General features: G+C 57.2%; 25 protein-coding genes. 5 read left to right on the top strand and 20 right to left on the bottom strand.

Features of this window, described 5'->3' with window-relative positions; all coding sequences use genetic code 11:
- Nucleotides 1-391 precede the first annotated feature (391 nt).
- From B7364_RS07965 to B7364_RS08010, 10 genes are all read right to left on the bottom strand, one after another.
- Complete coding sequence (locus tag B7364_RS07965) at nt 392-1,072, bottom strand: nucleotide exchange factor GrpE (RefSeq protein ID WP_106407585.1); 681 nt, start codon at nt 1,070-1,072, stop codon at nt 392-394.
- Between the two features lie 10 nt (nt 1,073-1,082).
- The gene (gene hrcA, locus B7364_RS07970; RefSeq protein WP_085339480.1) at nt 1,083-2,171 is read right to left on the bottom strand and encodes a heat-inducible transcriptional repressor HrcA; all 1,089 of its coding nucleotides are present in this window, start codon (nt 2,169-2,171) and stop codon (nt 1,083-1,085) included.
- A gap of 58 nt (nt 2,172-2,229) precedes the next feature.
- Nucleotides 2,230-2,616, bottom strand: coding sequence for a VOC family protein (locus B7364_RS07975; protein WP_198534105.1), 387 nt, complete (start codon nt 2,614-2,616; stop codon nt 2,230-2,232).
- A 33-nt stretch (nt 2,617-2,649) separates the two neighbouring features.
- The gene (locus B7364_RS07980; RefSeq protein WP_085339482.1) at nt 2,650-3,846 is read right to left on the bottom strand and encodes a serine hydrolase domain-containing protein; all 1,197 of its coding nucleotides are present in this window, start codon (nt 3,844-3,846) and stop codon (nt 2,650-2,652) included.
- Between the two features lie 6 nt (nt 3,847-3,852).
- Nucleotides 3,853-4,317, bottom strand: a complete 465-nt coding sequence (gene rpsP, locus B7364_RS07985; protein WP_085339483.1) for a 30S ribosomal protein S16 — start codon at nt 4,315-4,317, stop codon at nt 3,853-3,855.
- 37 nt (nt 4,318-4,354) lie between these two features.
- Nucleotides 4,355-5,884 carry a signal recognition particle protein gene (gene ffh, locus B7364_RS07990; protein ID WP_085339484.1) on the bottom strand — a complete coding sequence of 510 codons (1,530 nt, stop codon included), beginning with the start codon at nt 5,882-5,884 and terminating at the stop codon, nt 4,355-4,357.
- Between the two features lie 219 nt (nt 5,885-6,103).
- Nucleotides 6,104-6,385: an HPr family phosphocarrier protein gene (locus tag B7364_RS07995; protein ID WP_085339485.1), complete on the bottom strand. Its 282-nt coding sequence runs from the start codon at nt 6,383-6,385 to the stop codon at nt 6,104-6,106.
- 1 nt (nt 6,386) lies between these two features.
- The gene (locus B7364_RS08000; RefSeq protein WP_085339486.1) at nt 6,387-6,788 is read right to left on the bottom strand and encodes a PTS sugar transporter subunit IIA; all 402 of its coding nucleotides are present in this window, start codon (nt 6,786-6,788) and stop codon (nt 6,387-6,389) included.
- Between the two features lie 179 nt (nt 6,789-6,967).
- Nucleotides 6,968-7,288: a 2Fe-2S iron-sulfur cluster-binding protein gene (locus B7364_RS08005; protein WP_085339487.1), complete on the bottom strand. Its 321-nt coding sequence runs from the start codon at nt 7,286-7,288 to the stop codon at nt 6,968-6,970.
- A 42-nt stretch (nt 7,289-7,330) separates the two neighbouring features.
- Nucleotides 7,331-8,560, bottom strand: coding sequence for an NAD(P)/FAD-dependent oxidoreductase (locus B7364_RS08010; RefSeq protein WP_085339488.1), 1,230 nt, complete (start codon nt 8,558-8,560; stop codon nt 7,331-7,333).
- A 615-nt stretch (nt 8,561-9,175) separates the two neighbouring features.
- On the opposite strand from B7364_RS08010, the gene ftsY reads away from it, so the two are divergent.
- Nucleotides 9,176-10,114: a signal recognition particle-docking protein FtsY gene (gene ftsY / locus B7364_RS08015; RefSeq protein WP_232780846.1), complete on the top strand. Its 939-nt coding sequence runs from the start codon at nt 9,176-9,178 to the stop codon at nt 10,112-10,114.
- Nucleotide 10,115: 1 nt separating this feature from the next.
- Nucleotides 10,116-11,327 carry an O-succinylhomoserine sulfhydrylase gene (gene metZ / locus B7364_RS08020; protein WP_085339490.1) on the top strand — a complete coding sequence of 404 codons (1,212 nt, stop codon included), beginning with the start codon at nt 10,116-10,118 and terminating at the stop codon, nt 11,325-11,327.
- A gap of 19 nt (nt 11,328-11,346) precedes the next feature.
- Here metZ and B7364_RS08025 read toward each other — a convergent pair whose 3' ends face one another.
- The 5 genes from B7364_RS08025 to B7364_RS17705 all read right to left on the bottom strand — a co-directional run bounded on the left by B7364_RS08025 (nt 11,347) and on the right by B7364_RS17705 (nt 16,342).
- Entirely contained in the window at nt 11,347-11,826 is a 480-nt protein-coding gene (locus tag B7364_RS08025) for a hypothetical protein (RefSeq protein WP_157893583.1), read from the bottom strand.
- On the bottom strand, nt 11,823-12,359 hold the full coding sequence (locus tag B7364_RS08030) for a response regulator (protein WP_085339492.1): 537 nt from the start codon (nt 12,357-12,359) through the stop codon (nt 11,823-11,825). The genes B7364_RS08025 and B7364_RS08030 overlap by 4 nt, the downstream gene beginning before the upstream one ends.
- A 145-nt stretch (nt 12,360-12,504) precedes the next feature.
- On the bottom strand, nt 12,505-13,170 hold the full coding sequence (locus B7364_RS08035) for a hypothetical protein (RefSeq protein WP_085339493.1): 666 nt from the start codon (nt 13,168-13,170) through the stop codon (nt 12,505-12,507).
- 146 nt (nt 13,171-13,316) lie between these two features.
- Nucleotides 13,317-14,201, bottom strand: a complete 885-nt coding sequence (locus B7364_RS08040; RefSeq protein WP_085339494.1) for a class I SAM-dependent methyltransferase — start codon at nt 14,199-14,201, stop codon at nt 13,317-13,319.
- A 143-nt stretch (nt 14,202-14,344) separates the two neighbouring features.
- A complete protein-coding gene (locus tag B7364_RS17705; protein ID WP_106407586.1) occupies nt 14,345-16,342 on the bottom strand; it encodes a class I SAM-dependent methyltransferase in 1,998 nt (665 codons plus the stop codon).
- Between the two features lie 341 nt (nt 16,343-16,683).
- Between B7364_RS17705 and B7364_RS08050 the strand changes: the two genes are divergently transcribed.
- Nucleotides 16,684-17,172, top strand: a complete 489-nt coding sequence (locus B7364_RS08050) for an Hsp20 family protein (RefSeq protein WP_085339495.1) — start codon at nt 16,684-16,686, stop codon at nt 17,170-17,172.
- Nucleotides 17,173-17,239: 67 nt separating this feature from the next.
- Here the strand turns inward: B7364_RS08050 and B7364_RS08055 are convergent, their stop codons facing one another.
- The gene (locus B7364_RS08055; protein WP_085339496.1) at nt 17,240-18,493 is read right to left on the bottom strand and encodes an exo-beta-N-acetylmuramidase NamZ family protein; all 1,254 of its coding nucleotides are present in this window, start codon (nt 18,491-18,493) and stop codon (nt 17,240-17,242) included.
- Between the two features lie 174 nt (nt 18,494-18,667).
- Here B7364_RS08055 and B7364_RS08060 point away from each other — a divergent pair, with 174 nt between their 5' ends.
- Both B7364_RS08060 and B7364_RS08065 read left to right on the top strand, forming a co-directional pair.
- Entirely contained in the window at nt 18,668-20,026 is a 1,359-nt protein-coding gene (locus tag B7364_RS08060) for a serine hydrolase domain-containing protein (RefSeq protein ID WP_085339497.1), read from the top strand.
- A 31-nt stretch (nt 20,027-20,057) separates the two neighbouring features.
- On the top strand, nt 20,058-21,377 hold the full coding sequence (locus B7364_RS08065; protein ID WP_085339498.1) for an APC family permease: 1,320 nt from the start codon (nt 20,058-20,060) through the stop codon (nt 21,375-21,377).
- Here B7364_RS08065 and B7364_RS08070 read toward each other — a convergent pair.
- The 4 genes from B7364_RS08070 to B7364_RS08085 all read right to left on the bottom strand — a co-directional run bounded on the left by B7364_RS08070 (nt 21,368) and on the right by B7364_RS08085 (nt 24,652).
- Complete coding sequence (locus tag B7364_RS08070; RefSeq protein WP_157893584.1) at nt 21,368-22,009, bottom strand: exopolysaccharide biosynthesis protein; 642 nt, start codon at nt 22,007-22,009, stop codon at nt 21,368-21,370. The genes B7364_RS08065 and B7364_RS08070 overlap by 10 nt on opposite strands.
- A 148-nt stretch (nt 22,010-22,157) precedes the next feature.
- The gene (locus tag B7364_RS08075; protein WP_157893585.1) at nt 22,158-22,739 is read right to left on the bottom strand and encodes a TlpA family protein disulfide reductase; all 582 of its coding nucleotides are present in this window, start codon (nt 22,737-22,739) and stop codon (nt 22,158-22,160) included.
- 53 nt (nt 22,740-22,792) lie between these two features.
- A complete protein-coding gene (locus B7364_RS17880; protein ID WP_157893586.1) occupies nt 22,793-23,329 on the bottom strand; it encodes a TlpA family protein disulfide reductase in 537 nt (178 codons plus the stop codon).
- A gap of 120 nt (nt 23,330-23,449) precedes the next feature.
- Entirely contained in the window at nt 23,450-24,652 is a 1,203-nt protein-coding gene (locus tag B7364_RS08085) for an acetyl-CoA C-acyltransferase (RefSeq protein WP_085339502.1), read from the bottom strand.
- Between the last annotated feature and the right edge of the window lie 21 nt (nt 24,653-24,673).

Here is a 24,673-nt window from a genome sequence, read left to right on the forward strand (position 1 = left end):
TACCCGCACACCAGACGGAACTGGGATCATCGTAGATCCTCCAGCGTGGTGACCACTGCTGACAGCGTGGCCGCATCAAAGCCCGGGTGAACCTCAACTCGCCGAGCTCCTGACAACACAATGACAAGTGGGGCACTTACCGGTGCTGGCGAGGGTTCACATAAACCCCCTTGGTCGCCAGTCGCGACTACCNTGCTATCGTCTGTAACGTCTCCATACGCACAGTAACTAGCCCAGTTCATACCTCACCGGTATGTGGCCCTCGGCGAATGGGTACATTTTGGGCGCTATCCGTCGGGATGGAAACTCAATGCGCTAGATGAAGCCGCCTTACGGGGGCGACTGACAGTGCCAGCCACCCCACGCGTTCGACGCTAATCAGAGCTTTAGGTTACGAGGCTGCGGGATCGCTTGGCGCAGCTTCTGCAGCAGGTTGGCCCGCCGATACTGCCACCATCGCAGCCCGCAGCGTACGTCCGGCCAACACATAGCCCGGTTGGAAAACTTCTGCGACATCACCGGCTGCCATGTCAGACGGAATCTGCGCGACTGCTTGGTGAATTGAGGGGTCGAACTTGTCGCCTTTTGCGCCAACCCGGGTGAGGCCATGACGTTCAAAGGCATTCAAGAGCTCGCGCTGGGTCATGTCGACCCCAGTCACGAAGCCATCAAAGGCTGGATCACCCTTCAAAGCCTCAGGGGCTGTGCTGATGGCGCGCCCCAAATTATCCGCTACCGGCAAGAGGTCGCGGGCAAACTTATCGATCGCATAGATCCGGGCCTCTGTTTTTTCCCGCTCGGCGCGACGGCGAATATTCTCAGACTCGGCTAAAGCACGCAAACTTGCGTCCTTCAGGGTCTCAATCTCTGCCAAGGCAGCTTGAAGCTTTGCCACCAAGAGCGCGCCCATATCTTCGGGTGCTGCATCCTCGCCCAAAAGCGAACGAGCCAAGTCCAATGGGTCCGGTGCAGAAGCTTGAGTGTCCGCCCCTTCAGCAGGTGCGTCAGCGGCATTGGCAGCGTTGGTCTCCAACTCATCGCCATTCTGTGTGGTACCCGTTTCTGTGGTCATTTCGTCTTTCTCATTCCGTTAAATTTAAACCGCGGCGCTCAATCAGGCGGCCGACGACTTTCGCTGTGTAGTCTACCATTGGGATGACACGGGCATAATTCAAGCGGGTAGGCCCGATTACGCCCAGTGCGCCAAGCACCCGGCGTTGGCTGTCCATATAAGGGGCCGCGACAAGAGCCGAACCTGACATGGAGAACAAGGGGTTTTCTGCACCAATGAACAATTTTACCGCAGAAGCTTCACGCGCTGCGTCTAACACATGGATAAGATCGCGCTTGCGCTCAAGGTCATCGAACAAAATACGGACCCGCTCAAGATCGCCCGCAGCTTGGCTGTTCGCCAAAAGATTGGCGCGCCCACGTACAATTAGTTTCCGCCCTGCCATGGGATCATCGCCCGACCATTCAGCGAATCCCGCTTCGATCAAGCTAGCAGCGACTTTGTCCAAGGTCGCCTCGGCATGGCGGGCATCCTCCACCGCCTGCGCCACGGCTTCGGATAGGGTTTTCCCTTTCAGACGGAGGTTCAAGAAATTCGTGCTTTCTTGAAGCTGCGATGGCGTAAGCCCGACCGGCATTTGAACCAGACGATTTTCAACCTGTCCGTCATCGAATACCAAAACCACCAGAATCTGGCCGGGCCCTATCAGCACAAACTCGACATGCTTGACGGGGCTTTCCCGAGTGGGTGTTGTGACCAGTCCTGCACCGCCCGCAAGACCCGACAGGAGTAGCGAGGCCTCTGACAAAGCGCTCGAAAGATCAGAACCAGCAGCAGCCAGACGCGCGTCAATCTCTGCCTTTTCTTCACGGCCTAAATCGCCAATCTCCAACAGCCCGTCCACAAAGAGCCGCAGGCCCACATGGGTTGGAGTACGCCCAGCACTTAAATGCGGGGCATCTAGCAGACCTAAGCTGGCCAAATCAGCCATCGTGTTGCGGATCGAGGCAGGGGAAAGGCCGATACCGCGCTTGGAAAGAGTGCGGGAGCCAACCGGCTCACCAGTCTCGAGATAAGTCTCCACGATATCGCGAAAGATTTCGCGGGCGCGGGCATCAAGGTCAGCAAGCGTCGTCGGGCGGGGCGGACTTGAAATCATACTGGCGTATTTAGCGTGAAGCGTACATAGACGCAAAGGTAAGCCTGAGATGCTGGCCTCAAACCTGTGTGAGGCTCAATAAGTTGCCGTCCGGATCTTCAAACCAAGCAATTTGAGCTGTTCCACCGGGCGCATGCCAAATGCCTAACTCATCTTGGCCAAAGCCGTCATAAATCTTCATGGTAACCCCGCGCGCGGTCAGGTCGCGGATGCTGGCTTGAATATCGCTTACCTGCCATCCCAGCGCCGGGTGGGGACTGGGGGTAAAGCCCTCGATCTGAGTTAGGCGCAAACCGGTACCATTTTGATCGAGGACACTCGCAAACGGATCATCCATAACAAATGTTAGACCCAGCACGTCCCGATAAAAGGCAAGTGCAGTGGATCTGTCGCGGGTCTGGATGAAATTGATGACCTTAAAGCCCGCGCCCAATGCCATAGTCATTGCCCCATTTATCAGGGAGATACTATCGCAGAACTACAGATCGACAAGGCCCAAGTCTTCCGCCGCTGCCTGCATCATTTCTTCCTCGACCCGGTACACGCCAGAGCGCAAGCCGGCGGGAGGCCCATATAGGCTTCCAGTGATGAACCAAGCAAACCCGCGCGCCGAAATCGGGTCAACCCAGAGACCCGCCAACAGACCATAGGCTTCTCCATAATGGCCTATCATTTCGGCTCGCAAGCCGGCTACGGGGCATTGGTCACCCGGGATGAGCCGGTGCACACCCAATCCAAAGCCTTGAAATGCACCGCCCGAAGTGTCCCCATTAGGCGGGCTGGCCCGATAGGTCCAGTGTGGGGTCAAGACCAAGGCCTGCGTTGCAGGCTCAAGCAAGGGTTCAACACCACTCAACGCCATCCCGATACGGGCAAGGTCTGTCACGCTGGCGCGCAACCCACCTTGGGGCGAGAATAACAAGCCATTACGGCCCACTCCATAGTCAGTAAGGCTTAGACCTAGGTCAGTCGCGATATTCGGTCTGGGTAAGGTAGCTGGGCTGCCATCAACTTGAACCTCCCAATCGCCCTGGGTTTTGCGGCGGTACAAGGTCGCAGCCTCGGCGGCTGCCTGATCGGAAATGCCAGACCAATTAAACCCACAATCGATCCCAAGCGGTGAAAAAACCAGCTTCTGAGCGAGGCGGTCAAAGCGGTCGCCACCTGCATTCTCACATGCTTGCGCCAACAATCCCATCGCTAGGTTGGAATAGGTAAAATAACCAAAGGGTTGGGGCAGGTCTGCCCAATGTTTACCGTCGTTCCAGTTTTTGCCTGCGGGAACAAAAAAGCCTTCGAGCGTCTCGCCTACGACCCCCCGATAATTTTCGCCGTCGCGAATTCCCGCCGTATGGCACAAAATCATACGCGGCGTGATGGGAGAGTCGGGGAATTTTGGATGACGAAGTTTAAAACCCAGGACATCGGAGATATCGCGATCCAGATCGATCCGGCCCGCTTCAACCAGTTTGAGGACGGTGAGTGCTGTGGCGACTTTTGAGATGGAAGCAACACGCGCTTTGCTGCCTAGGAGAAGCGGGCTTGCCGAAGACGCATCGCGGACGCCTTCCACCCCCGACCACAAAATCTCTGTGCCAGAAAACAAAATGGCCGCACCGCCGGGGGCATCCCGGCGGGCGACCACAGCACCAAGCGTTTCAGCAAGGCGCTTCATGTCGGCTTATTCGGCTGCAGGCTCTGCGGCGACTTCTTCAGCTGGTGCTGCAGCGGCGGCAGCAGCGTCTGCTTTAGCTTGGGCAGCGGCTTCGGCGGCTTCAGCCTTCGCGCGCTCTGCAGCTTCTTGTGCGTCGATCAAGGCTTGGGCCTTTTCGGCGGCGCGTTCGGTTGCTTTTTGACCTGGCTTGCCCTTGTTTGGGTTGTTGCCATTGACATAGGTGCCAACGCCTTGAGCGGCCAGAAAACGGGCGACACGGTCGGTCGGTTGGGCACCCTTCTTCATCCATTCAGCTGCCTTCGCAGCGTCGATGACCAAGCGACCTGCATTGTCGTCTGGCAAAGTTGGGTTGTAGCTACCGATCTTTTCGAGGAAGCGGCCATCGCGTGGTGAACGGGCTTCAGCCACCACGATGCGGTAAACTGGCTTCTTTTTTGAGCCACCGCGGGCCAAACGAATTTTCAAGGACATGAGACTTACCTTTCAGAGTGTATGGGTCGTTTTTGCGTTACTTTTTCCCGAATGGGAGACCTGGTAGGCCCGTAAAGCCACCGGGATTTTGCGTATTGCCCAGACCGGGCAAACCTTGTGGGGGCGACTGCCCGGGCAGACCGGGTAACCCCCCGCCTGATGAAGCCGCTTGTTGGCCGAGACGCTGCAGAGCGGCAGGGTCCATCGGCGGCATTTTGCCCCCAAACATACCGCCCATCTTGCCCATCAGGCCCTTCATGCCGCCCTTGCCCATGGCCTTGACCATGTCTGACATTGAGCGATGCATCTTGATAACTTTGTTGACTTCCGAGACATCGACGCCTGCGCCCGCTGCAATGCGTTTACGGCGGCTAGCGTTTAAGAGGTCGGGCTTGGCCCGTTCTTGCTTGGTCATAGATTGAATGACAGCGATTTGGCGTTTGACGCTTTTGTCGGAAACTGCGCCCGATTCCATCGCTTTTTTGGCTGCTTGCGCGCCAGGCAACATCCCCATCACGCCGCCTAGACCACCCATCGCCTGAATTTGGCGCAATTGCATGGCCAGATCATCCAAGTCGAACTTGCCCTTGGCCATTTTGGCGGCCAGCTTTTCCGCCTCATCCTGCTTGACGTTCTCAACAGCGCGCTCAACCAGGCTAACAACGTCACCTTGGCCTAGGATACGGCCGGCGATACGCTGGGCGTCAAAGGCGTCAAGGCCGTCGATCTTTTCGCCAATGCCCAAAAACTTGATCGGCAGGCCAGTGACCGCGCGCATAGACAGCGCCGCACCACCGCGACCATCACCATCCGCGCGGGTTAGAACAATCCCAGTCAGCGGCAAGCGTTCATGGAAGCGGCGGGCCGTTTCAACCGCGTCTTGGCCGGTCAAACTGTCGGCAACCAGCAAGGTTTCAATCGGGCTGGCGATGCGCGCTATTTCAGCGGCTTCGCTCATCATGTCTTCGTCGATAGACGTCCGACCGGCAGTATCGAGGAAGACGACATCATAGCCACCAAGGCGGCCCGCGGTGATCGCCCGGCGCGCGATTTCGCCCGGCAGTTGGCCGGCAATGATAGGCAGGCTGTCAACTTCGGCTTGCTGAGCCAGAACCGCCAATTGTTCCATCGCTGCAGGGCGGCGCACATCAAGCGAGGCGACAAGAACCTTCTTGCGCTGACGGGTGCGCAGGCGAAGCGCGAGCTTTGCCGTCGTGGTGGTTTTACCCGAACCTTGTAGACCTGCCATCATGATGATGGCGGGCGGGCCTTGGTTCAGCATCAGATCAACGGGGCCACCAGCGCCGCCCAAGGTTTCCACCAGCGCGTCATAGACAATTTTGACGACTTGTTGGCCGGGCTTTACGGCGCGAATAACGCGCTCTCCCACCGCTTCTTCTTTGACTTTGGCGATAAAGGCTTTGACAACCGGCAGTGCGACATCGGCTTCGAGCAAAGCAACGCGCACTTCGCGCAACGCGGAATCCACGTCCTTGTCCGACAACGCACCCCGTCCGGTGAGCGTATCAAAAACACCCGTCAATCGTTCTGTTAGCGCGTCAAACATGCGTGGTTCCAAAAGCGAACACGCAACGCAAAACGCCCCGCCGGACGATCACGTCGGACGGGGAAACCCTGTCCACCCCATCTGCTTTACCCCCGATTGCTCAGTTCGTGCAGGACCGTGTGGATCAGAGCGCGCGTTTTGATTGCGCGGAAGAGCGGGGCGTATAGCCGAGGTGGGGGCAAAGAGCAAGGGCTGGGCTAATGACAGAGGTCGAAAACCTTATTCGCCCTCACCAAACCGATTGGCGACCAACGCGCACAAAGCGTCGAGAGCGGCTTCAGCGCGGGGACCCTCGGCAGAAACTGTGATCTCTGACCCGATACCGGCGGCCAGCATCATTAAATCCATGATGCTCTCGCCATCGACTTCTTGGTCCTCGCGCCCAACCATCACGCGGCTATCGGCATATTCGCCCGCCAACAGTGCGAATTTGGAAGAAGCGCGCGCATGCAGTCCGCGTTTGTTGACGATCTCGATGGTACGCGACACGCGTTCAGTCATTTTAGCCACTCGCCAACAAGGATGACGCCACAGCGATATATTTCCGGGCAGCATCTTGTGCAGCAAAAACGGCTCTCGGCAAGCTTTCGCGTCCGCGAACTTCAGCAAGCTTAATCAGCATCGGGAGATTAGCCCCGGCGATCACTTCATATTCGCCGCGATTCATAATTGAAATCGCGAGGTTTGAGGGCGTGCCGCCAAACATGTCGGTGAGAATGATAACGCCCGCTCCATCGTCGACTTTCCGACAGGCATCGAGAATATCGTCTCGTCGCGTCTGCATATCGTCGTCCGGGCCAATGCAAATGGCCTGCATATTGGTTTGAGGCCCAACCACATGCTCTGCCGCAAGAATAAGCTCTCGCGCCAAAAACCCGTGACTGACCACAACAACACCGATCATACAGACCCTATCCTGCTAGCTGGTCGAGGCACCACGAACTCGCTGCCTCGCCCCAATGATGGAAACTATAGAGGCACAGCGGGGTTTGGCGAGGCCATTCCCCTCCTGTCCAACACGTATATGCGCATATTTGGCATGCGCAATTTCATAGGCGGCTGCGCATGGCGCAGGCCCCCCAATTAGTGCTGGGCGGCTGGCAAGCGAACCACGATACCGTCCAACTCTGCCGTCATGGAGATCTGGCAGGACAAACGCGACAATGGGGTCACGCCTTCGGCAAAATCCAGCATGCTCTCTTCCATGCTGCCGGGTTTGCCTGTCTTCTCAATCCAAGCGGCATCGACAAAAACATGGCAGGTGGCGCAGGCACAGGCACCGCCGCAATCGGCATCAATCCCCGGCACACGATTCTTGACAGCACCTTCCATGATGGTGGTGCCAACTGGCACTTCAATAACATGCTCGGTGCCGGAATGTTCGATATATGTGACTTTCGCCATGACGCTTTGTGTTCCCTTTGAGCTTCTGGTTGGGGTTGGCGCTCAGACACCGGCCCCAATCTCTTTCATCGATACAGACATATCAGCCAAACGCGCTGGTGCAAGCTGTCCATGCCGTGCAATCACCTGCTTGCCGACGATAAACTCAGGCGGTGCGTTGATTGCATCGACCGCGAGCAGGCGATTATCCGCATCTAAATGAAAAACGGCAAAACGCTTCTGCGACGGATCGCCGCGCACAACTGAATGAGCCGCACCGGTCGACAGGCCTGCGATCTGCAGCTTGATGTCATATTGATCCGACCAGAACCAAGGCGTTTCTTCGACAGGTCGCGGCAGACCCATGATCGCAGCTGCCGCCAATTTGGCTTGCTCTAGGGCGTTATGAACGCTTTCCAGTCGGCCGCGACGCTGGCCGTAATGTACCAAAGGCCGACTGGCGCAGTCACCAATAGCAAAAATGGCGGGGTCGCTGGTTCGCGCATCCACATCGGTCTCGATCCCATCTTCAGCCTTCAGACCCGCTGCCCGCGCTAATTCGGCGTTTGGGATGATGCCAATACCAACCAGAACAAGATCAGCCGGGATTGTGCGGCTATCGGCCAGCGCGACGCCGGCCACACAGTCAGCGCCCTCAATCGCTGTCACCTTCACATCCGTCAGGATGGTGACCCCCGCGTCGTGATGTAGGGTTTGGAAGAAATCTGAAATGACTGGTGGGGCAACGCGGGCCAGGACGCGCGGCGCAGCCTCTAAAATTACGACCTCAAGGCCTGCTTTTCGAGCCACAGCGGCAACCTCAAGACCAATATAGCCGCCGCCAATCACAACCAAGCGCTTGCCGGGTTGCATGTCTTGGCCGAGGCCATCCGCATCGGCAATGCTGCGCAGATAATGGACACCCCGAAGGTCAGCACCGGGGCAAGCTAAGGCACGCACACGTGAGCCCGTCGCCAAAATCAGCGCATCATAGCCAATGGTTTGACCGTCTCTTGTTGTGACCGACTTGGCCTGACGATCCAGCGCCGTTACTTCGGCATCGAGATGCACGTCAACCTTATCCTCGATCCAAGCCTCCATCGGCTTTAGGACGACCCGGTCTAACCCCATTGCCCCCGACAAATAGGCCTTCGACAACGGAGGGCGCTGATACGGTAGCAGGCCTTCGTTGCCCAACAAAACCAAATGGCCGTCATAGCCACCTGCCCGCAAGCTTGTGGCGGCCTGGGTCGCGGCTTGACCTGCACCTACAATGACAATCCGGCTTGGCATGATTGAAAATCCAACTCTTGGCTTGCAGCTTCCGCGCGAGACCTAGGTGAAAGTGGGCCACGCGCGTCGATGTCATAGAATGTCTGATGCGCGCTGTGAAGCCGATCAAAAGCACTTCACGTCTTCCGTCTGCCCCTTAGCTCCGCTAAGTCTAAGTCACGGCTGCAGTCTGGGTTTTGCTGCTTGGCCACAGAGGGATTTAGCGCCATGTTTGGCTGGGGTAAGAAGAAAAATCAGGCGCTTGAGGCCGAAACGGCTCCTAAGCTTGAACCTCAAGCTGGCATTGCGGGCGTCCCAGCCGCGCGCTTTGTGGCAACGGCGCTGGACCCTGACAAGCTCCAAAGCGAAATCGGCCCCATTGTCGAAGAAGCCGGCGCCCGCATCACAGGTGTGGTCAACATTTCCATTGATTATGATGCGACAGCGGTCCGCGTTACGCTGCTGGCTGAGCCCAAAGCCGATCGGGAATTGGTGTTCATGACGGCGCGCGCAGGCGGGTTGCCACTGGCAGCGAAACTCGATGGCTTAGCAAGCTTGGCCATTGAAGAAGTGGGTGCCGATGGCCTTGCCCGCCAGACCTATGCGATTGCCGTTCCGGCAGCCGAGCCAGAGCCCATGCCAGCTGACGTCATCGACAAATTGGTGGATGGGCTGCAACGCTCCTCCGCCCGTTTAGCCGATGGAGTCTCCGCGGTCTTTACTAAGGCGAAGCTGGACCAAGATACGCTGGATGAACTGGAAGAACTGTTGATCACAGCAGACCTTGGGGCCAGCGCATCAGCCCGCATTCGCGCCGGCATCTCAAAAGACCGATTTGGCAGGGACATTAGCCCCGAAGAAATCAAACAAGCACTCGCAGATGAGATCGCTGAAATTCTGCGCCCCTTTGAAACCGATAGCTCGCCCTTCGTGCAACCGGCAGGGGCTTCAGGACCGCGTGTGATCTTGTTCGTCGGGGTCAATGGCTCAGGCAAAACTACGACAATCGGCAAAATCGCCCACAATCTTACCCAAGCCGGTCACAAGGTCATGTTGGCCGCTGGCGATACGTTCCGGGCCGCCGCAGTTGAGCAACTCAAAGTCTGGGGTGAACGCGCCAATGTGCCTGTGGTCGCCCGTGAAACCGGCGCAGATGCCGCGGGCCTCGCGTTCGACGCACTCACACGCGCCAAGGCCGAGGGGGTCGACGTGCTTTTGATCGACACGGCTGGCCGCTTGCAAAACAAAACAGAGTTGATGAATGAGCTCGCCAAAGTTGTGCGGGTAATTGGCAAAGTCGACCCCGATGCACCCCATGAAACTTGGCTGGTGCTGGATGCGACGGTCGGACAAAACGCCATCTCCCAGACCGAAGCTTTCCGCCACGCAGCGGGCATCACAGGCCTTGTCATGACCAAGTTGGACGGCACGGCCAAAGGCGGCGTCTTGGTTGCCGTAACAGAAAAACACAAATTGCCGATCCGATTTGTGGGCGTGGGCGAACAGGCCGACGATCTACAACCCTTTTCCGCTGATGCATTTGCCCATGCCCTTGTTGGGCTGAGGACTTTGTAAGATGACCGACGACACACACGACCCCTCCGCTGCCCTGCCACTTAGTTCGGACACAATCCTGGTTCGAGGCGGACTGACACGCTCGCAACATAAAGAGACCAGCGAAGCCATCTTTTTGACTTCGGGCTTTGTCTATGACTCGGCAAGTGAAGCAGAGGCGCGCTTTAAGGGTGAAGCTCCGGGCTATCTTTATGGTCGCTATGCCAACCCAACGAACCGCATGCTGGAAGAGCGCTTGGCCGCTATTGATGGCGCTGAGACGTGCAGGCTTGCGGCCAGCGGCATGGCGGCCGTGACCGCCGCCCTGTTGGCACCTTTGCGAGCGGGCGATCATGTCGTTGCAGGCAAAGCCCTGTTTTCATCGTGTCGCTGGGTTATTGAGACCTTTATGCCCCGCTATGGCATTGAGTTTACTTTGGTTGACTCAACCGATGTGGAGGCGTGGCGGGCAGCCATTCGCCCCAATACGAAAACCTTCTTCTTGGAAAGCCCCAGTAACCCGACTTTGGATGTCAGCGACATTGCCGCCGTCGCCAATTTAGCCAAAGGCTGCGGAGCAAGGCTGATTGTCGACAATATCTTCGCATCGCCCATCTTGCAGCGTCCATTTGAATTGGGTGCGGATGTGGTAGTCTATTCGACTACAAAGCACATGGACGGTTCTGGTCGGACTTTAGGCGGCGCGATCTTGGGATCAGTCGCCTTTATGGAAGAGCATATCGACCCTTACCTGCGCCATACGGGTCCAGCCATGTCCCCTTTTGTGGCGTGGAACGTGCTCAAAGGTCTTGAAACACTATCCATGCGGGTAGAGCGGGCGAGTGCCAGTGCAGCGCGACTTGCCGATGTTATCGCGGCCCATCCGGCCACCAATTATGTGCGCTACCCGCATCGGGCCGATCACCCCCAATATGCGCTCGCAAGCCGACAAATGAAGACGGGGGGCACGCTTTTGGCGTTTGACCTCAAAGGGGGGAAACAAGCAGCTTTTGCATTTCTCGATGCCCTTCAGATCGTGGATATTTCCAATAATCTGGGCGACTCAAAGAGCCTTGCGACCCATCCAGCAACAACGACACACTATTCGTTTGCGCCAGAAGTTCAGGCCGAATTGGGCGTGACGGCAGGCCTCATCCGCCTTTCGGTCGGCATCGAAGATAGCGGCGATTTGGTAAGGGATGTAGAGGCCGCTCTTAACGCGGCTTTGCGCTAATCACTCAAGGCACAAGACCTCAATCGCGACCTTCGCGGTGGCGCTGCGCAAGGACCGCGCGCGCGCCATCTTGCACCAGCACTTTGATCATCGGATCGGTGTCTGCTTCATCGCGTAAAGCTTGGTGCGCTACAACCACGATGGTTTGCATGACACCCTGATCCGGTTCAAAGTCCGAAGCCGTATCGTTCAAATAGTGGCAGATCAAATTGGCGGCTTGGCCTAGGGTTACCTTGCGCACCGTTCCAGCTAAACCACGAATCTCATGGGCGTTATTCCACATGATATCGCGTCCACCGGGTGTTTTGGCCTGCAGGGCATCTTGCAATTCCTGCAGCAAACGGCGCACTTCATCATCGATTGGTGGGATGACTTCTTCAAGGGCTGCATTTCCCTTGCGATAGGCCTCTGGCGTCAGCATGCGCGAGGCTGGACCACCCATTTTTCGCTGCAAGCGGAAACTAGGCGCGATCAGCTCGACGGGGTTCTCAGCGCTCATGCCGTTTCTTCCTTCGGTTCATTAGGTTGGTCGCTTTTAGCTTGGTTATCAGACTTGCGACGCAATTTGCCGACATAATCCTTGGCGTTGCCGCCTCGGCGGCGACATGGGCCTGTATAAGTAGCTGTCTTCACAAAGGCGCGGGGCCGGTCGATGACGGCGACAATCCGATCCAGCAGCGTCTTTGCCGAAATCGGCTTTGCAACCAGCTCGTTCACCCCCGAGTCGCGAGCGGCAGTCACCTTCGTGCGCTCTGTATGGCCCGTCATCATAATGATGGGCACAAAGGGAAACGGGCTATCGACAGCTGTCCGGATCATCTGGGTGAATTCGAGACCGTCGATTGGGAACATGTTGAGGTCGACAATGACGATGTCCGGTACCCCGGCTCGCATCACTTCCATGGCGTCGGCACCATCGCTGGCCTCTTTCACGGTACCGATGCCGACACCACGCAGAATGGCAACAACAATCGACCTCATATGGGGATTGTCATCGACTACCAGCACGTGGAGAGAGTTTAGGCCTGGCATTCAATCGGGTTCCGGATATCCACCCACGGTAAAAACTGACCGAGTTCTGGCCCAAGATAGTTAAATCGATGTTACCAATACCTGAAAAATACCTATTTTTTGCAAATTCTGCCGTAGTTCAATTTAGATTGCTTCGCCACGCCGATCAGCGGGCAAATTCGGCCTGACTTGGAACCGAGGGAAACTCTAGGCTGATCGCGCCGCGCATGGCGGTTTGATTGGGACGAAATACCGGGGTACCGCTTTCCACAGGCAAAGCGATCTTTCGGCCGTCAGCAAAGACAGCCTGTCCCGAAGAAACACCCTTAAAGGCAATGCCAGTTAGTTTTGGGATTGCGAGCGATAATGGCCCTGCCCGTCCAATGGCTTTCGAATAATCGACTACGGGGTTTGCGACCGCACTAGCCGGAATCGTGCGCGCTAGCGGAACAACGGGTTCCAAATTCAGAACAATTCCACCCGGCGGGGATGCAATGGGCACTTCCACCTTGCCCTGACGCAGCATGGTCATGTCTGGCATCGTCAGGATCTTGCCCCTAGAATCGAGCTGTATTGGGGTGCGAACAGACCCCAAGGCATAGACCAGACGCGGGTGAACATTGGTCCCTTCTGACTTAAGCAAATACTCCAGCGAGAAGCCATCACGATCTTGAGCTGGCAGACTGAGGTAAAGGTCGTAATAGGGGAAGAGCTTTTTGACCGGAATCTGGCGTACGCCGCCATTCGACGCTGTTTGGGCGTGTGCGGTGGGAACGGAGCAAAGTGCGGCGAGCGCTGTAGCGAGAAGGGCTGTGGCACGTGGCGTCATCATCACACGAGCCTGCGCAGCCTCAAGGATTCTGTCACCTTAAATTTCGGTAAGGCCCCATCTTCTTGCAGATTGGCACAAAAAAGTCGCACGAAAAGAAAAAGGGCCCCATCCTAAGACTGGGGCCCTTCTCCGCAACGACTTGTTGCCTATCTCGCTGGTTTGCGGAACAAGAGCGTCATCCGATCGCTTTCACCTATGGCCTTATACTTCGAATTATCGAAATTCGGATTGGCAGGCTGGCCGCTCGGTGCAGTCTGCAAGGTGGGTGGCAAGGTCCATACGCCGAAGGGATGATCCTTCGTATCCTTTGGGTTTGCATTCAGCTCAGAGGCGGCAACAAACTCAAAGCCAGCCTGACGCATCTGCGCAATCACCCAATCCTGACGTATATATCCCGTTGCGGCGTTTTGGGGACGACGGGCGTCACCGCGATGTTGCTCGATTGCCACCAAACCACCTGGCTTCAAAGCATCATACATCGACTTGAGAGCGTAATCCTTGATGTTTTGGAGGACAAAGCCATGGAAGTTCCGTGAACTGATGATCAGATCGACGGTTCCAGGTGCCGCCAATGGCTTATCGGAATTAGCAGCAAATACACCCACTTCTAGAGTGCCATAGAGCGCGGGATTGTCTTGATAGCGCTTCAAGAAGCGATCGCGGTTGGCTTTTTGAGCGTCTGTCATTTTGTCTGGGTCGCCAGAGGTGACGATAAGTTTACCGCCGCCTGCGGCCAAATAGGGCGCCAACAGATCGGTCCAATAACCAGCGCCTGGACGAATTTCGGCCACGGTCATGTTTGGTTTGATGCCCCAGAACTCGAAAGAGGCGACGGGATGACGAACGCTGTCGCGGGCCCGATCCTCTGGCGAGCGCCACGCCCCATCCACGACCGCTTGAGGCGTTAGACCTTTAGCTGGGGCTTCAGCCTTGGATTTGGCCGTTGCAGGACCGACGAAACCGGTTGTGGCACCGAGAGCGCCAAGGACGATCGCGCCGACCGCAAGCAAGGAATTTCGTGCATTACGCATAATCTATCTCCTTCGACCGACTACAGACGCAGGGACCTGCGCCCCATCATGAGTCGGGCTTATCGTAAGGCAGCCATGTCGCCTAAGCAGCGCGAAATGTCGAGGCCGCATGAAAGGATTCACATCCTTGTGAGAGGCAGCGCCTATTCCTTTTTCTTCTTCGGCGGCACAACCCAGTCAGGCTTGTTTGGATTGGCCTTGGCTGGGGGTGGCGATTTCTTGCTAGAACTGGCCTTTGGTGCTGCCTTGGGGCTCGCCTTTGCCTTACTGCTGGAAGTGGCATTTTTGCTTTCCGCCTTTTTCTTAGGCTCTGCTTTGGGCTCTTGGCGATTTCGATTACGGCTTGAAGCTGGACGGGCGGTCTCCGTCTCAGGAGCCTTGGCTTTAGACTTCGACTTGCTGGCCGGGGCGTCGGTTTCAGCGGCGGGCCGACGCCCGTTACGGCGCGATGGAGCGGCGGGCTCCTCTGGCGTCCGGCTACGTGACGCCGCTGCTCCAGACTTGGTCTTTGGCTCCTCGCCAGCGGCAGAGGCACTAGCGGGACGAGACCGTGACTTGGTGGCTGCACCAGCGGCTGCGGCAGGCTCAGTCTCGCGCAAACCCGCGCGTCCAGAAGCCGCGGGTGCTTTGGTCTTTGACGCAGCTTCTGCGGGCTCCCCAGCCTTTGGAGCCGCAGCACTTGTTCCGCGTTGACGGGGACGAAGGGGTGTTGTCGCCGTTCCGGCGGCGGGAGGCTCTGCTTTTGGTTTGGGGTCGGGCGCAGGTGAGGGTTGCGACGTCGCATCAGCAACTGGCCTCGCTGGCTCACCCGCCACAGGCGCGGCCGCAGGCGCAGTAGCGGTGGCTGGGGCGCGGGCTTTGGTGGCACCCCCGCGACGACCTGTCGCTGCAGGTGCAGGTGGTGGCGGAGCCGGAGGCGCTTTGGCTTGCGGCTCACCGGTTGCGGGACGCAGTCCAGAGGCCGACGCCGTCGTACCGCCTTCTTTTGCGTCCACAACGGGCGCAGCACCCACAACAGCGGGTCGTGACTCTGTAGCTGCCACTCCGGGTGCGGGGGTGGGCACGGGGGCTGGCGGAGGCGGGGGCGGTGCGCCGCGACGGCCCCGACGCGGCGCTGGCGGCGGCGGCGGCGGCCCAGGAATAATGGTGACGGGAATTTGATCCGCCGTCGGCCGCGACGAAGCCAAGCCCACCCCTGTTGCATCCAACGGCTTACGGAAGCGCAGCGTCATCCGATCACTCTCGCCAATCTCGTCATACCGGCTTCGGTCGAAACCCGGATCGTCCATCTGGCCAATGGGGGACGTTCGCGAAACAGGCGGCAAGGTCCATACGCCAAAGGGATGATCCTTGGTATCCGCTGGATTGGCATTGATCTCTGCCCCGCCAATAAACTCAAATCCAGCTTCGCGCGCCATTTGGATCACATAATCCTCGCGCACATAACCATCGCGCGCCAAGGGATCTTGCGGCTCATCGGTGCGACCGCGATGTTCTTCAATGCCCAAAATGCCGCCGGGCTTCAGGACGGTATAAAAGTCTGCAAAGGCTTTTTCTGCCCAGCCCTGCGCCATCCAATTGTGGATATTGCGGAAGGTCAAGACCTTGTCGACGCTATTGGGCGGTGCCATCGGCATCGAACGTGGACCAAACGCCACCACATTCACATTGCCATAAACGGCAGTATCTGTCGCAAAGCGGGCGCGATAAGCGTCTACGATTTGGCGGACCACTTGTGAGTTGGAGGACGCCGCATCAAAGTGACCGACAATCAGCCTCCCGTCGCCCTGCTTTAAATAGGGGCCCAGAATGGAGGTGTACCAGCCCTGCCCTGGCCAAATCTCGACAACTGTATCGCTGGGACGGACACCAAAAAACTGTAGGGTTGCCTCTGGATTACGCCAACGATCGCGTTGGGCATCAATACGTTGCTCCCCCTTGACCGCCCGACTTAACGCTTCACGCGCGCGCTCATCCAACGGCGGAACAGCAGGTATGGGTGGCATAAAAACAGAAGTGGGGGCTGCCGTTGGCTGGCTTTCGGACATCTGCGGATCGGCAACTTGCGCGTGAACCGAAACAACGCCGCTGAGAGCCATCAAGCTGGCGGTTCCGGCGAGTGCCCAAGCGCGAAATGTCATGCGCCTCTTTCTCCCTTTGACTACCGGCAGCAAGCTTTGAAGTGAGCCAAAGCGAAACTCTCGATGTTTAACCTATCCCAGTTTCTGTTTCAGGCTCAAGCCTCAAGGACATGAAAATCCTGTCAGAAATTGGACAGCCACCTCTTGCACAGCGAAAAAGGCGTTCCCAACTACTGGGTGCGGCGCCGAAAAACGGGTCGCATAAATCGCCACTGGGCTTTCAGACGTGGCCCTCCGGATGCGCCTTTCAGGGCAAAGGAGGATTACGTGAGACAGTGGAAATTTACCGGGTGCGCGGCCCTTTTTCCGCGTGTTGAACCTGTCGCTTCTAGGAGGACAAAATGCGTACGATTGATCTAACCCCCCTCTACCGCACCATTGTTGGCTTTGACCGCATGGCGCATTTAATCGAAACCGGTGCCCGTTTGGACACGGCAACTGGCTGGCCCCCTTACAATATCGAGCAGACGGGCGAAGACGCCTATCGCATTGAATTGGCGGTTGCAGGCTTTGGCCCAGAGGATTTGTCGATTGAGTTGAAAGAGGGCCTTTTGACCGTAACCGGCAAAAAGGCTGCGACCGAAGAAGGGCGCAACTTCTTGCATCGCGGTATCGCTGAACGTGGTTTTGAACGCCGGTTCCAATTGGCCGACCATGTCCGTGTGACCGGGGCCAATCTAGAGCATGGCATGTTGAGCTTGCTCTTGGTGCGTGAAGTGCCTGAGGCACTGAAACCGCGAAAAATCGCCATCAATGTTGGCTCGGCCAGTGCAAGCGCCAATGATGCCCCGCTGATTGAAGGCGAAGCCAAGTCTGGCAAGGCCGCCTAACTTTCCCACCTACTGGCCTGATGGGTCCTCTTGGGACCCATCAGGACTTTCGCGCTAGCAGAGGACCTCATCGATAAAGCAGATGCGCCGTCCGATCGGCTGCGAATTGCTTTAGGGGCCCTTGCCAATCGGCTACCAGCGCCTGCCATGGGCCACCCGTCTCCAACGCGGTCCACAGCGCCTCACTGCCATAGACTTTATTAAACAAGCTACGGGTCGCAGGATTGCTGCCGCTCAGAGGCGCTTTGCCCGAACGGGCCACGACCTCTGCGCACAGGGCCATGGCGACAGCCATCAGATCGGTCTGTCCTTTTGGATTAATGATGAGCTCAACACCGCCAAAACCCGGCTTTACTTGGCTTTGGTAGGGCTTGAACGCAATGTCGCGGAATCCTTGCTCGCTCAAACGCTTGGCTAAGGCCACGCCGTCAATGCCGGGACCTGCGGCATAGTGAAACGGTTTGGCCGTGCCTATACCAATGTCGACTTGCTTCAGCTCTCCCAAAATGCCGGTAGCGGCGCAATAGAAGGGCGACTCCCAGTTTGGGATGTTGGGGCTGGTGGCAACCCAGTTCAGGCCAGTGTCCGCCCAATTCATCCGCCGCGCCCAGCCCGCCATTTGGACGACGGTCAATTCTGGGGCTTTGGCGACCCAGCCTTTGGCGATGGCCATTCTTGCCAATTCGCCAATCGTTAAACCATGGAGATACGGCACAGGCACTTGGCTCACAAAGGATTCAAAGCCTGGCAATAGGGGCGGACCCTGCATCCGTAAGCCACCCAATGGATTGGGTCGGTCGAGCACAACAAAAGCTTTCCCCGCTTCGCCACAAGCCTCCATCGCCAAGATCATGGTTGAAATATACGTGTAGCTGCGGATGCCGATGTCTTGAATGTCAAACACCATCACATCGACATTCTCTAACATCGCAGAGGTCGGCTTGCGATGTTCGCCATAGAGGGAATAGGCCTTTAGGCCCGTAATCGGGTCCACGGCATTGGCGACATGGTCTCCGGCCTTCGCGCGCGTATCCAGTCCATGCTCGGGCCCAAACAAGGCCGTGAGCCGGTTGCCTAAACCACGCTGCAGAACAACACGTGACATCGTCCCAGATTGGTCGACACTGGTTTGGTTGGTGATAAAGCCCACCCGCTTATTTGCCAGAACCGCAAAATCTGATGCCACCAATTGATCAATGCCAAGCCGAACACGCGGACGACTGGGATAGCGTTGGCGTAATGCCACACTTCCCGCGCAGCCAGGAAGTAAGAGAGATGCGGCACCTGCCGTGACAGATTGTAGAACCTTGCGACGATTCATGTGAAACTTCCTACGCAAAAAGGGCACTTTTCCTGACCTTGAATCGTATGCTGAATATCCCCGCAAGTGATCCGCTTGCCCTTGACCTTTGGGTCAGATTAAACCGATGATTGGCAAAACAAAACAAGGCCTGCCATCAGGCAAAACAGACACGATTTTGGGAGTTGTTGGTTCATGGTCAAAATAAAGCATATTTTCGCGGCACTGATCGTCTCAACGGCCTTGATGTCTCCTGGCTTGATTGCTGCCAAAGAGACAGCCAAGGCAACTGCCACCAGCCCCACACCCTCTGTTTTGCCAGAGCGGATCGCGGCCATCCGCACTGTGCTGCAGGATGGCGTGGACAAACAAGTCGCCTCAGGTTTCTCCGCCGCCTTGGTGGATTCCCAAGGCCGTATGGAAACCACCTTTGTTGGTCTGGCCGATATTGAAACTGGTAAGCCCATCACCAAGGATACGGTCTTCCGCATCTATTCCATGACCAAGCCAATCACCGCCGTGGCCATCATGATGCTGGTTGAGGAAGGCAAGGTGAATTTGGATGCCCCGGTATCAACCTATATTCCCTCTTTTGCCGGTGCGAAGGTCTATGAAAGTGGTGACAGCTTGGAGACGTTGAAGACGGTTCCGGTCAATCGCCCCCTCACCGTCCGCGACCTGATGCGTCAATCGGCTGGGATTGCCTGGTGGGGGAACAAAACCCCGGTTGAGAAACTCTATGCGCTTAATGGGATCGAACGGGCACCCGCCGAGCTTGTCCCCGGCTATACCGGCCCGCGCGCGGCCAATCTACAAGAATGGGCGGACCGGGTGGCTGCAACGCCCTTGACCAACCAACCCGGCGAAGCCTGGACTTATGGGGTTGCCATTGATGTGCTGGGCCGCATTGTGGAAGTTGCCTCGGGCCAAAGCTTGGGCACTTTCTTCAAGAACCGCATCTTCACACCTCTGGGCATGACCCATACGGGCTTCCAGGTTCAGCCCGGTGATGAGGCCAATTTGGCCAATGCCTATTACGCCTCGGTGTCGAGCAAGCCACCAACCATGACCAGCCATCTTGTGGACCTGAAAGAAGTGCCCAAGCATGATGCGCTGCGGCCAGCCGATCCCCCGGCCAAAAGCCCGTTTCTGAGCCCACCACTTCTTGAACTCGGTGGTGCTGGTCTGGTCAGCACGCTGGAAGATTATGTGCGCTTTGCCCGCATGGTTGCGGGCAAAGGCCAAGTCGATGGTGTGCGCCTGTTATCAGAGGCCTCGATTGCGGAAATGGGCCGCGACCAATTGGACGCCAAGGCGAGCACTGTTCTGACCAAGCAAGGCTTTAGCTATGGTCTGGGCTTTGGCGTCGTGCTGGACTCCAACCTCTATATGACCCGCGCACCGGTCGGGACGATGCTGTGGGGCGGGGCAGCAGGGACGCAATTCTGGGCCAATCCGCAAACCGGAGAGGTCGGCGTGTTAATGACACAAAGCGTCGGGGGCTATCTGGGTGCCTATCATACCGGCTTTGGCCGCGCCTCACACGGCAAATGAGGGCTGATCCGACCCTTCTGGGGGCAGCCCAATGACGGATCAGGCCGCACCCACGCGCCATTTGTCGGTCGCTTACGTGATTTTCATCGCGGTCGGCATGGTGGTCGGTGCGGGGATCTTTAAGTCCCCTGCATTGGTAGCCGAGAATGCCGGCAATGTGTGGGCAGTCTATGGCGTGTGGGTGATTGGCGGCCTGATCTCGCTTATGGGTGCCCTATGCTATGGCGAACTTTCCACCGCCTATCCGAGCCCCGGTGGCGATTATCACTTCCTGACCAAAGCCTATGGGCCGAGTTTCGGATTTTCCTTTGCATGGGCCCGCTTCTCCATCATCAATACGGGCTCGATCGCCTTGTTAGGGTTTGTGATCGGCGACTATCTCAATCTGGTATGGAATTTAGGCCCACATGGCCCCGCCCTGTTTGCGCTGGCCAGTGTAGTGATCATGACCCTCTTCAACTTACGCGGCACAAATGGGGGCAAGGGTGCAGATTATGCGATAACCAGCCTTGAAGTGATCGGGCTTCTTGCACTGGCAACGGCTGCGGCTTGGTTGGTTATCCAAGCCATCCCGCCTGCGACGAGCGGAGCAGGCCACACACCGCATCCAGCGGGTCTCGGCTATGCTCTTGTCTTTGTACTGCTGGCATTTGGCGGTTGGAGTGAGATGTCGACTCTATCAGCCGAGATCAAAAATCGTGAACGCGGCATGGTGCACGCACTGCTTGGATCCGTCGTCATCATCACCCTATTATACCTGATGGCCAATTGGGCCTTGTTGCGCGGCCTAGGAATTGAGGGTTTGGCGCAATCCAAGGCCCCAGCAGCAGACTTGATGGCGCGCGCCTTCGGTCCACAAGCAGGGATCGTTCTTGCCATCGCTGTCGCTGCGGCCGCTATTACCTCGATCAACGGAACCGTCATCGTGGGTGCGCGCACGACTTATGCCGCCGCGCGCGACCGCACCGGCCTTGGCTGGATCGGCTCGTGGGATGGAAAGCGCGGGATTCCCTCCAATGCCATCATCGCCCAAGGAATTGTCTCGGTTGGACTGGTGGTTTTAGGCGCTCTGTATGAAGGGTTTTCGACCTTGGTGGATTATACCGCCCCTGTCTATTGGGCGTTCCTGACAGCCAGTGGGTTGGCCGTCATTGTGCTGCGGCAGAAAATGCCGAACCAACCACGGCCTTTTAAGGTGCCGCTCTATCCCGTCCTACCACTGGCGTTTGCGGCCAGCAGTGCACTGATGCTGTGGTCTTCTTTGAATTATGTTAAAATCGGTGCATTGTTTGGATTAGCCGTTATTGGCGTCGGGATCGTGTTGGCCGTGCTTACCAAGCCTCAGAAATGAATCCCATGAATCGTATTGGACACAACGCCAACCAACCAATCTAAACCCGCAATCGCCATACCAATGCCCAAAGGGGCTACCGCTAAGCTCAGCAAGAAGAAGCCAAACGAAATAAGCGCCATCAAGCCATCGCGTTGCAACATGGCAATGGCAAGGGCCGCGATACTCATGCCCGGCGGCCAGTTGCCGAACGGAATCGGCAAGGTCAGGATTCCCGCCAAAATCAGCGTCTGAATACCAAACCAAATGGTGACGGGCTTTTGAGTTAAAAACTGGAAGCGTGGCTGTACAAGTTTCTCAATCTTCAACAGGGTCGGCATCGAAACGTCGATGCATTTGCGGAAGGTTGCCGGTTCAATCTTTAAGTCGCCAATCCGCTTAGGAATCCAAGGGGTACCGGCACCAAAAATCATTTGGAGGGCTGGTGCGACGAGCAGGATTCCAAAAACCGTTGAAATACCAGGTACATTGGGGATGCAATTTGGCAAAGCCAAAATCAAGAGAAGCAAGCCAAATGCGCGCCCATCCAGACGGGCCAAAACATCGCGCACTGCGATTTGTTCTTCGCCCGGAAACGCATCATGCAATTCCTTGAGAAGTTCAGAGGTCTTGGGCGGCAGCGCAGCTCGCACGTTCTTCAATCCAATAGGCAGCCCGCGTGACGGTTGACCCGCTATGTCGGGCGCAATTTGGGCAGAACAAGGGCTAGGCCTGTACAAACTCTCGGACATACGTCCGGATTATAGAGTTAAGGCTTCACGTTTGCGTTAGCAATCGTAGTTAAGAACGTCCTTTGATTTTTGACACGGCTTTAGCTTTGGCAAGCAGGCCTTGAACACCGATCCCAGAGCCAGCTTTCAAATCCGTAGTAAAGTCGCGAATGATCCCGTCTTTACCAACAATCACAAAACTCGGCACCCACTTAATGGCCCACGCCTTGTAGGCCGCACTGTCGTCATCAATCGCCACGGGGAAGCGATAGCCCTTTTCGGCAAAGAAAGGCGCTAAACCGCCCCACCGGCCATATCGCCCGCGTGTATGAATGCCAATGAATTGGAGGTTACGGTCCCGGGCAATGAGGCGATTAAGCTCTGCCACATCATCCACATCGGCTAAGCAATCTGGGCACCAGATCCCCCAGAATTGAACAATGGTGGTCTTACCCAAAAAATCTGCTTGGGTCAGACGGCCACCGCCAAAGCGGGCTAGGTCGGTCGCGGGGGCGGCTTGGCCGATCAGATCATAGCTACGTGGCCGACGATCACTGGGGGTAGCTGGTGCCGTTTGGGCTTCAGCCTCCAGCGCGACTGTGGTGGCAAGGGTGCCAGCGGCAAGGCCTGTTAGGGTGTCTCTGCGTGTCATCTGGGTCATGCCCCTCATTTGGTCGATCCGAGCCTCTTTGCCAAGGCTCATATCTAGGCGCTTCCGACAAGTTTGCGCACTTTGCCTACAAATCTTGCAGCGCCGCGCGCAGATTTGAAGGCCCATGCGTGATCCATGATTTGGCCGGTTGCGTCGACCAAGAGGGTGAGTGGTGTACCTGGAACACCAATGGATTGGGTTAAGCGCTGGGTGCGGTCATCAACAATCGGGATCGCCACATCCGTCGGACGTTTGGCCGACCACTCGGCGAGGCTGGGACCATCGCGAGGTGGCAATCCAGTATGAACGCTCATAAGCTCGAAACGGGGCTGTTGTCCCTGCAGAGGTCTCAAAGCCCGAACCGCTTCATCCCAATGCGGTTCATCCATTCGGCACGGCCCACACCAAAGGCCCCAGAACCGAAGGACGGACGGACGACCCAGACTGGCGAGATTGATCCCAGTTCCATCTACTAAGCTGGCGGGGACGGATGCCACATGCTGCCCATGAAGGGCGCTTGCCGGATCCTGTCGGCAGCCCGCCAGGGTTAGGGTGCCGACCGTTGAAAGAACAAATGTGCGCCGATCCATCTACGAAAATACCTTTTCATCCGCGCAGGTGTAGCGGCCTATGTTTAAATAGACATGAAAACGGCGGCATGGTCCAAACCATGCCGCCGCCCGACATCGCCCGCCCCAACGGGGCTACGCTTAGTAGATTTCGAACAGGCCAGCCGCACCCATGCCGCCACCGATACACATGGTGACAACGCCCCATTTCACATTCTGGCCCGCGGCCTTGCGGCGACGGCCTTCCAACAAAATGTGGCCGGCGCAGCGCGTGCCCGTCATGCCGAATGGGTGACCAATGGCGATGGAGCCGCCGTTCACATTGTATTTTTCTGGGTCGATGCCCAGACGATCACGCGAATAGAGGCACTGGCTGGCGAAGGCTTCGTTCAGTTCCCACAGATCAATGTCGTCGATTTTCAGGCCGTGACGTTCCAGCAAGCGTGGCACAGCGAAAACAGGACCAATGCCCATTTCATCTGGCTCACAGCCAGCAACCGCAAAGCCCGCAAAGCGGCCAAGGGCTTCCACGCCGCGCGCTTGAGCCGCTTTTGCTTCCATAAGGACAACCGCTGCAGCCCCGTCCGACAATTGCGAAGCATTGCCAGCGGTGATGTATTTATCTGGCCCGCGAACAGGCTTCAAAGAGGCAAGGCCTTCTAAAGTCGTGTCGGCGCGGTTGCACTCATCCCGGTCGACCGTGACTTCCTTGATCGTGGTCTCGCCAGTTGCTTTGTCCACGACTTTCATCTTGGTGGTCATGGGAACGATTTCGTCCTTGAACAGGCCTGCTGCTTGGGCTGCCGCGATGCGCTGCTGGCTGCGAAGCGCATATTCGTCCTGATATTCGCGGCTCACATTGTAACGCTCTGCCACGATGTCGGCGGTCTCAATCATCGGCATCCACAAGGCTGGCTTGATATTGAGTAAGTGCTCTTCCTGATAATGCGACAAATTCATCGAGCCACCCATTTGAACCAACGAAATCGACTCTACGCCGCCGCCGATGGCGCAATCTGCGCCGCTTTGGGTGATGTAATTGGCCGCCATCGCAATGGTCTGCAGACCTGACGAGCAGAAGCGGTTTACCGTGGTGCCCGAAGTCGTCACAGGGCAACCTGCCCAGATTGCGGCGTTGCGGGCGACGTTGGCACCGGTCGCGCCTTCGGGTTGGCCTGCCCCAATATAGACATCTTCCACCAAGCCAGGCTCAATGCCTGCGCGTGCAATCGCGTGCTTAATGGCGTGACCGGTCATGGCAGCACCATGGGTCATGTTGAACCCGCCACGTAAAGACTTGGCAAGGCCCGTACGGGCGGTGGATACGATTACGGCTTCACGCATGGTGGCGGCTCCCTTTACTTC

Source organism: Aquidulcibacter paucihalophilus (assembly GCF_002105465.1).
Taxonomy (GTDB): Bacteria; Pseudomonadota; Alphaproteobacteria; order Caulobacterales; family Aquidulcibacteraceae; genus Aquidulcibacter; species Aquidulcibacter paucihalophilus.

What these genes read in the sequence shown, in the direction of transcription:
- B7364_RS07965 (WP_106407585.1), bottom strand. Translation starts at nt 1,072, where the DNA reads ATGACCACAGAAACGGGTACCACACAGAATGGCGATGAGTTGGAGACC.
- hrcA (WP_085339480.1), bottom strand. Translation starts at nt 2,171, where the DNA reads ATGATTTCAAGTCCGCCCCGCCCGACGACGCTTGCTGACCTTGATGCC.
- B7364_RS07975 (WP_198534105.1), bottom strand. Translation starts at nt 2,616, where the DNA reads ATGACTATGGCATTGGGCGCGGGCTTTAAGGTCATCAATTTCATCCAG.
- B7364_RS07980 (WP_085339482.1), bottom strand. Translation starts at nt 3,846, where the DNA reads ATGAAGCGCCTTGCTGAAACGCTTGGTGCTGTGGTCGCCCGCCGGGAT.
- rpsP (WP_085339483.1), bottom strand. Translation starts at nt 4,317, where the DNA reads ATGTCCTTGAAAATTCGTTTGGCCCGCGGTGGCTCAAAAAAGAAGCCA.
- ffh (WP_085339484.1), bottom strand. Translation starts at nt 5,884, where the DNA reads ATGTTTGACGCGCTAACAGAACGATTGACGGGTGTTTTTGATACGCTC.
- B7364_RS07995 (WP_085339485.1), bottom strand. Translation starts at nt 6,385, where the DNA reads ATGACTGAACGCGTGTCGCGTACCATCGAGATCGTCAACAAACGCGGA.
- B7364_RS08000 (WP_085339486.1), bottom strand. Translation starts at nt 6,788, where the DNA reads ATGATCGGTGTTGTTGTGGTCAGTCACGGGTTTTTGGCGCGAGAGCTT.
- B7364_RS08005 (WP_085339487.1), bottom strand. Translation starts at nt 7,288, where the DNA reads ATGGCGAAAGTCACATATATCGAACATTCCGGCACCGAGCATGTTATT.
- B7364_RS08010 (WP_085339488.1), bottom strand. Translation starts at nt 8,560, where the DNA reads ATGCCAAGCCGGATTGTCATTGTAGGTGCAGGTCAAGCCGCGACCCAG.
- ftsY (WP_232780846.1), top strand. Translation starts at nt 9,176, where the DNA reads ATGCCAGCTGACGTCATCGACAAATTGGTGGATGGGCTGCAACGCTCC.
- metZ (WP_085339490.1), top strand. Translation starts at nt 10,116, where the DNA reads ATGACCGACGACACACACGACCCCTCCGCTGCCCTGCCACTTAGTTCG.
- B7364_RS08025 (WP_157893583.1), bottom strand. Translation starts at nt 11,826, where the DNA reads ATGAGCGCTGAGAACCCCGTCGAGCTGATCGCGCCTAGTTTCCGCTTG.
- B7364_RS08030 (WP_085339492.1), bottom strand. Translation starts at nt 12,359, where the DNA reads ATGCCAGGCCTAAACTCTCTCCACGTGCTGGTAGTCGATGACAATCCC.
- B7364_RS08035 (WP_085339493.1), bottom strand. Translation starts at nt 13,170, where the DNA reads ATGATGACGCCACGTGCCACAGCCCTTCTCGCTACAGCGCTCGCCGCA.
- B7364_RS08040 (WP_085339494.1), bottom strand. Translation starts at nt 14,201, where the DNA reads ATGCGTAATGCACGAAATTCCTTGCTTGCGGTCGGCGCGATCGTCCTT.
- B7364_RS17705 (WP_106407586.1), bottom strand. Translation starts at nt 16,342, where the DNA reads ATGACATTTCGCGCTTGGGCACTCGCCGGAACCGCCAGCTTGATGGCT.
- B7364_RS08050 (WP_085339495.1), top strand. Translation starts at nt 16,684, where the DNA reads ATGCGTACGATTGATCTAACCCCCCTCTACCGCACCATTGTTGGCTTT.
- B7364_RS08055 (WP_085339496.1), bottom strand. Translation starts at nt 18,493, where the DNA reads ATGAATCGTCGCAAGGTTCTACAATCTGTCACGGCAGGTGCCGCATCT.
- B7364_RS08060 (WP_085339497.1), top strand. Translation starts at nt 18,668, where the DNA reads ATGGTCAAAATAAAGCATATTTTCGCGGCACTGATCGTCTCAACGGCC.
- B7364_RS08065 (WP_085339498.1), top strand. Translation starts at nt 20,058, where the DNA reads ATGACGGATCAGGCCGCACCCACGCGCCATTTGTCGGTCGCTTACGTG.
- B7364_RS08075 (WP_157893585.1), bottom strand. Translation starts at nt 22,739, where the DNA reads ATGACACGCAGAGACACCCTAACAGGCCTTGCCGCTGGCACCCTTGCC.
- B7364_RS17880 (WP_157893586.1), bottom strand. Translation starts at nt 23,329, where the DNA reads ATGGATCGGCGCACATTTGTTCTTTCAACGGTCGGCACCCTAACCCTG.
- B7364_RS08085 (WP_085339502.1), bottom strand. Translation starts at nt 24,652, where the DNA reads ATGCGTGAAGCCGTAATCGTATCCACCGCCCGTACGGGCCTTGCCAAG.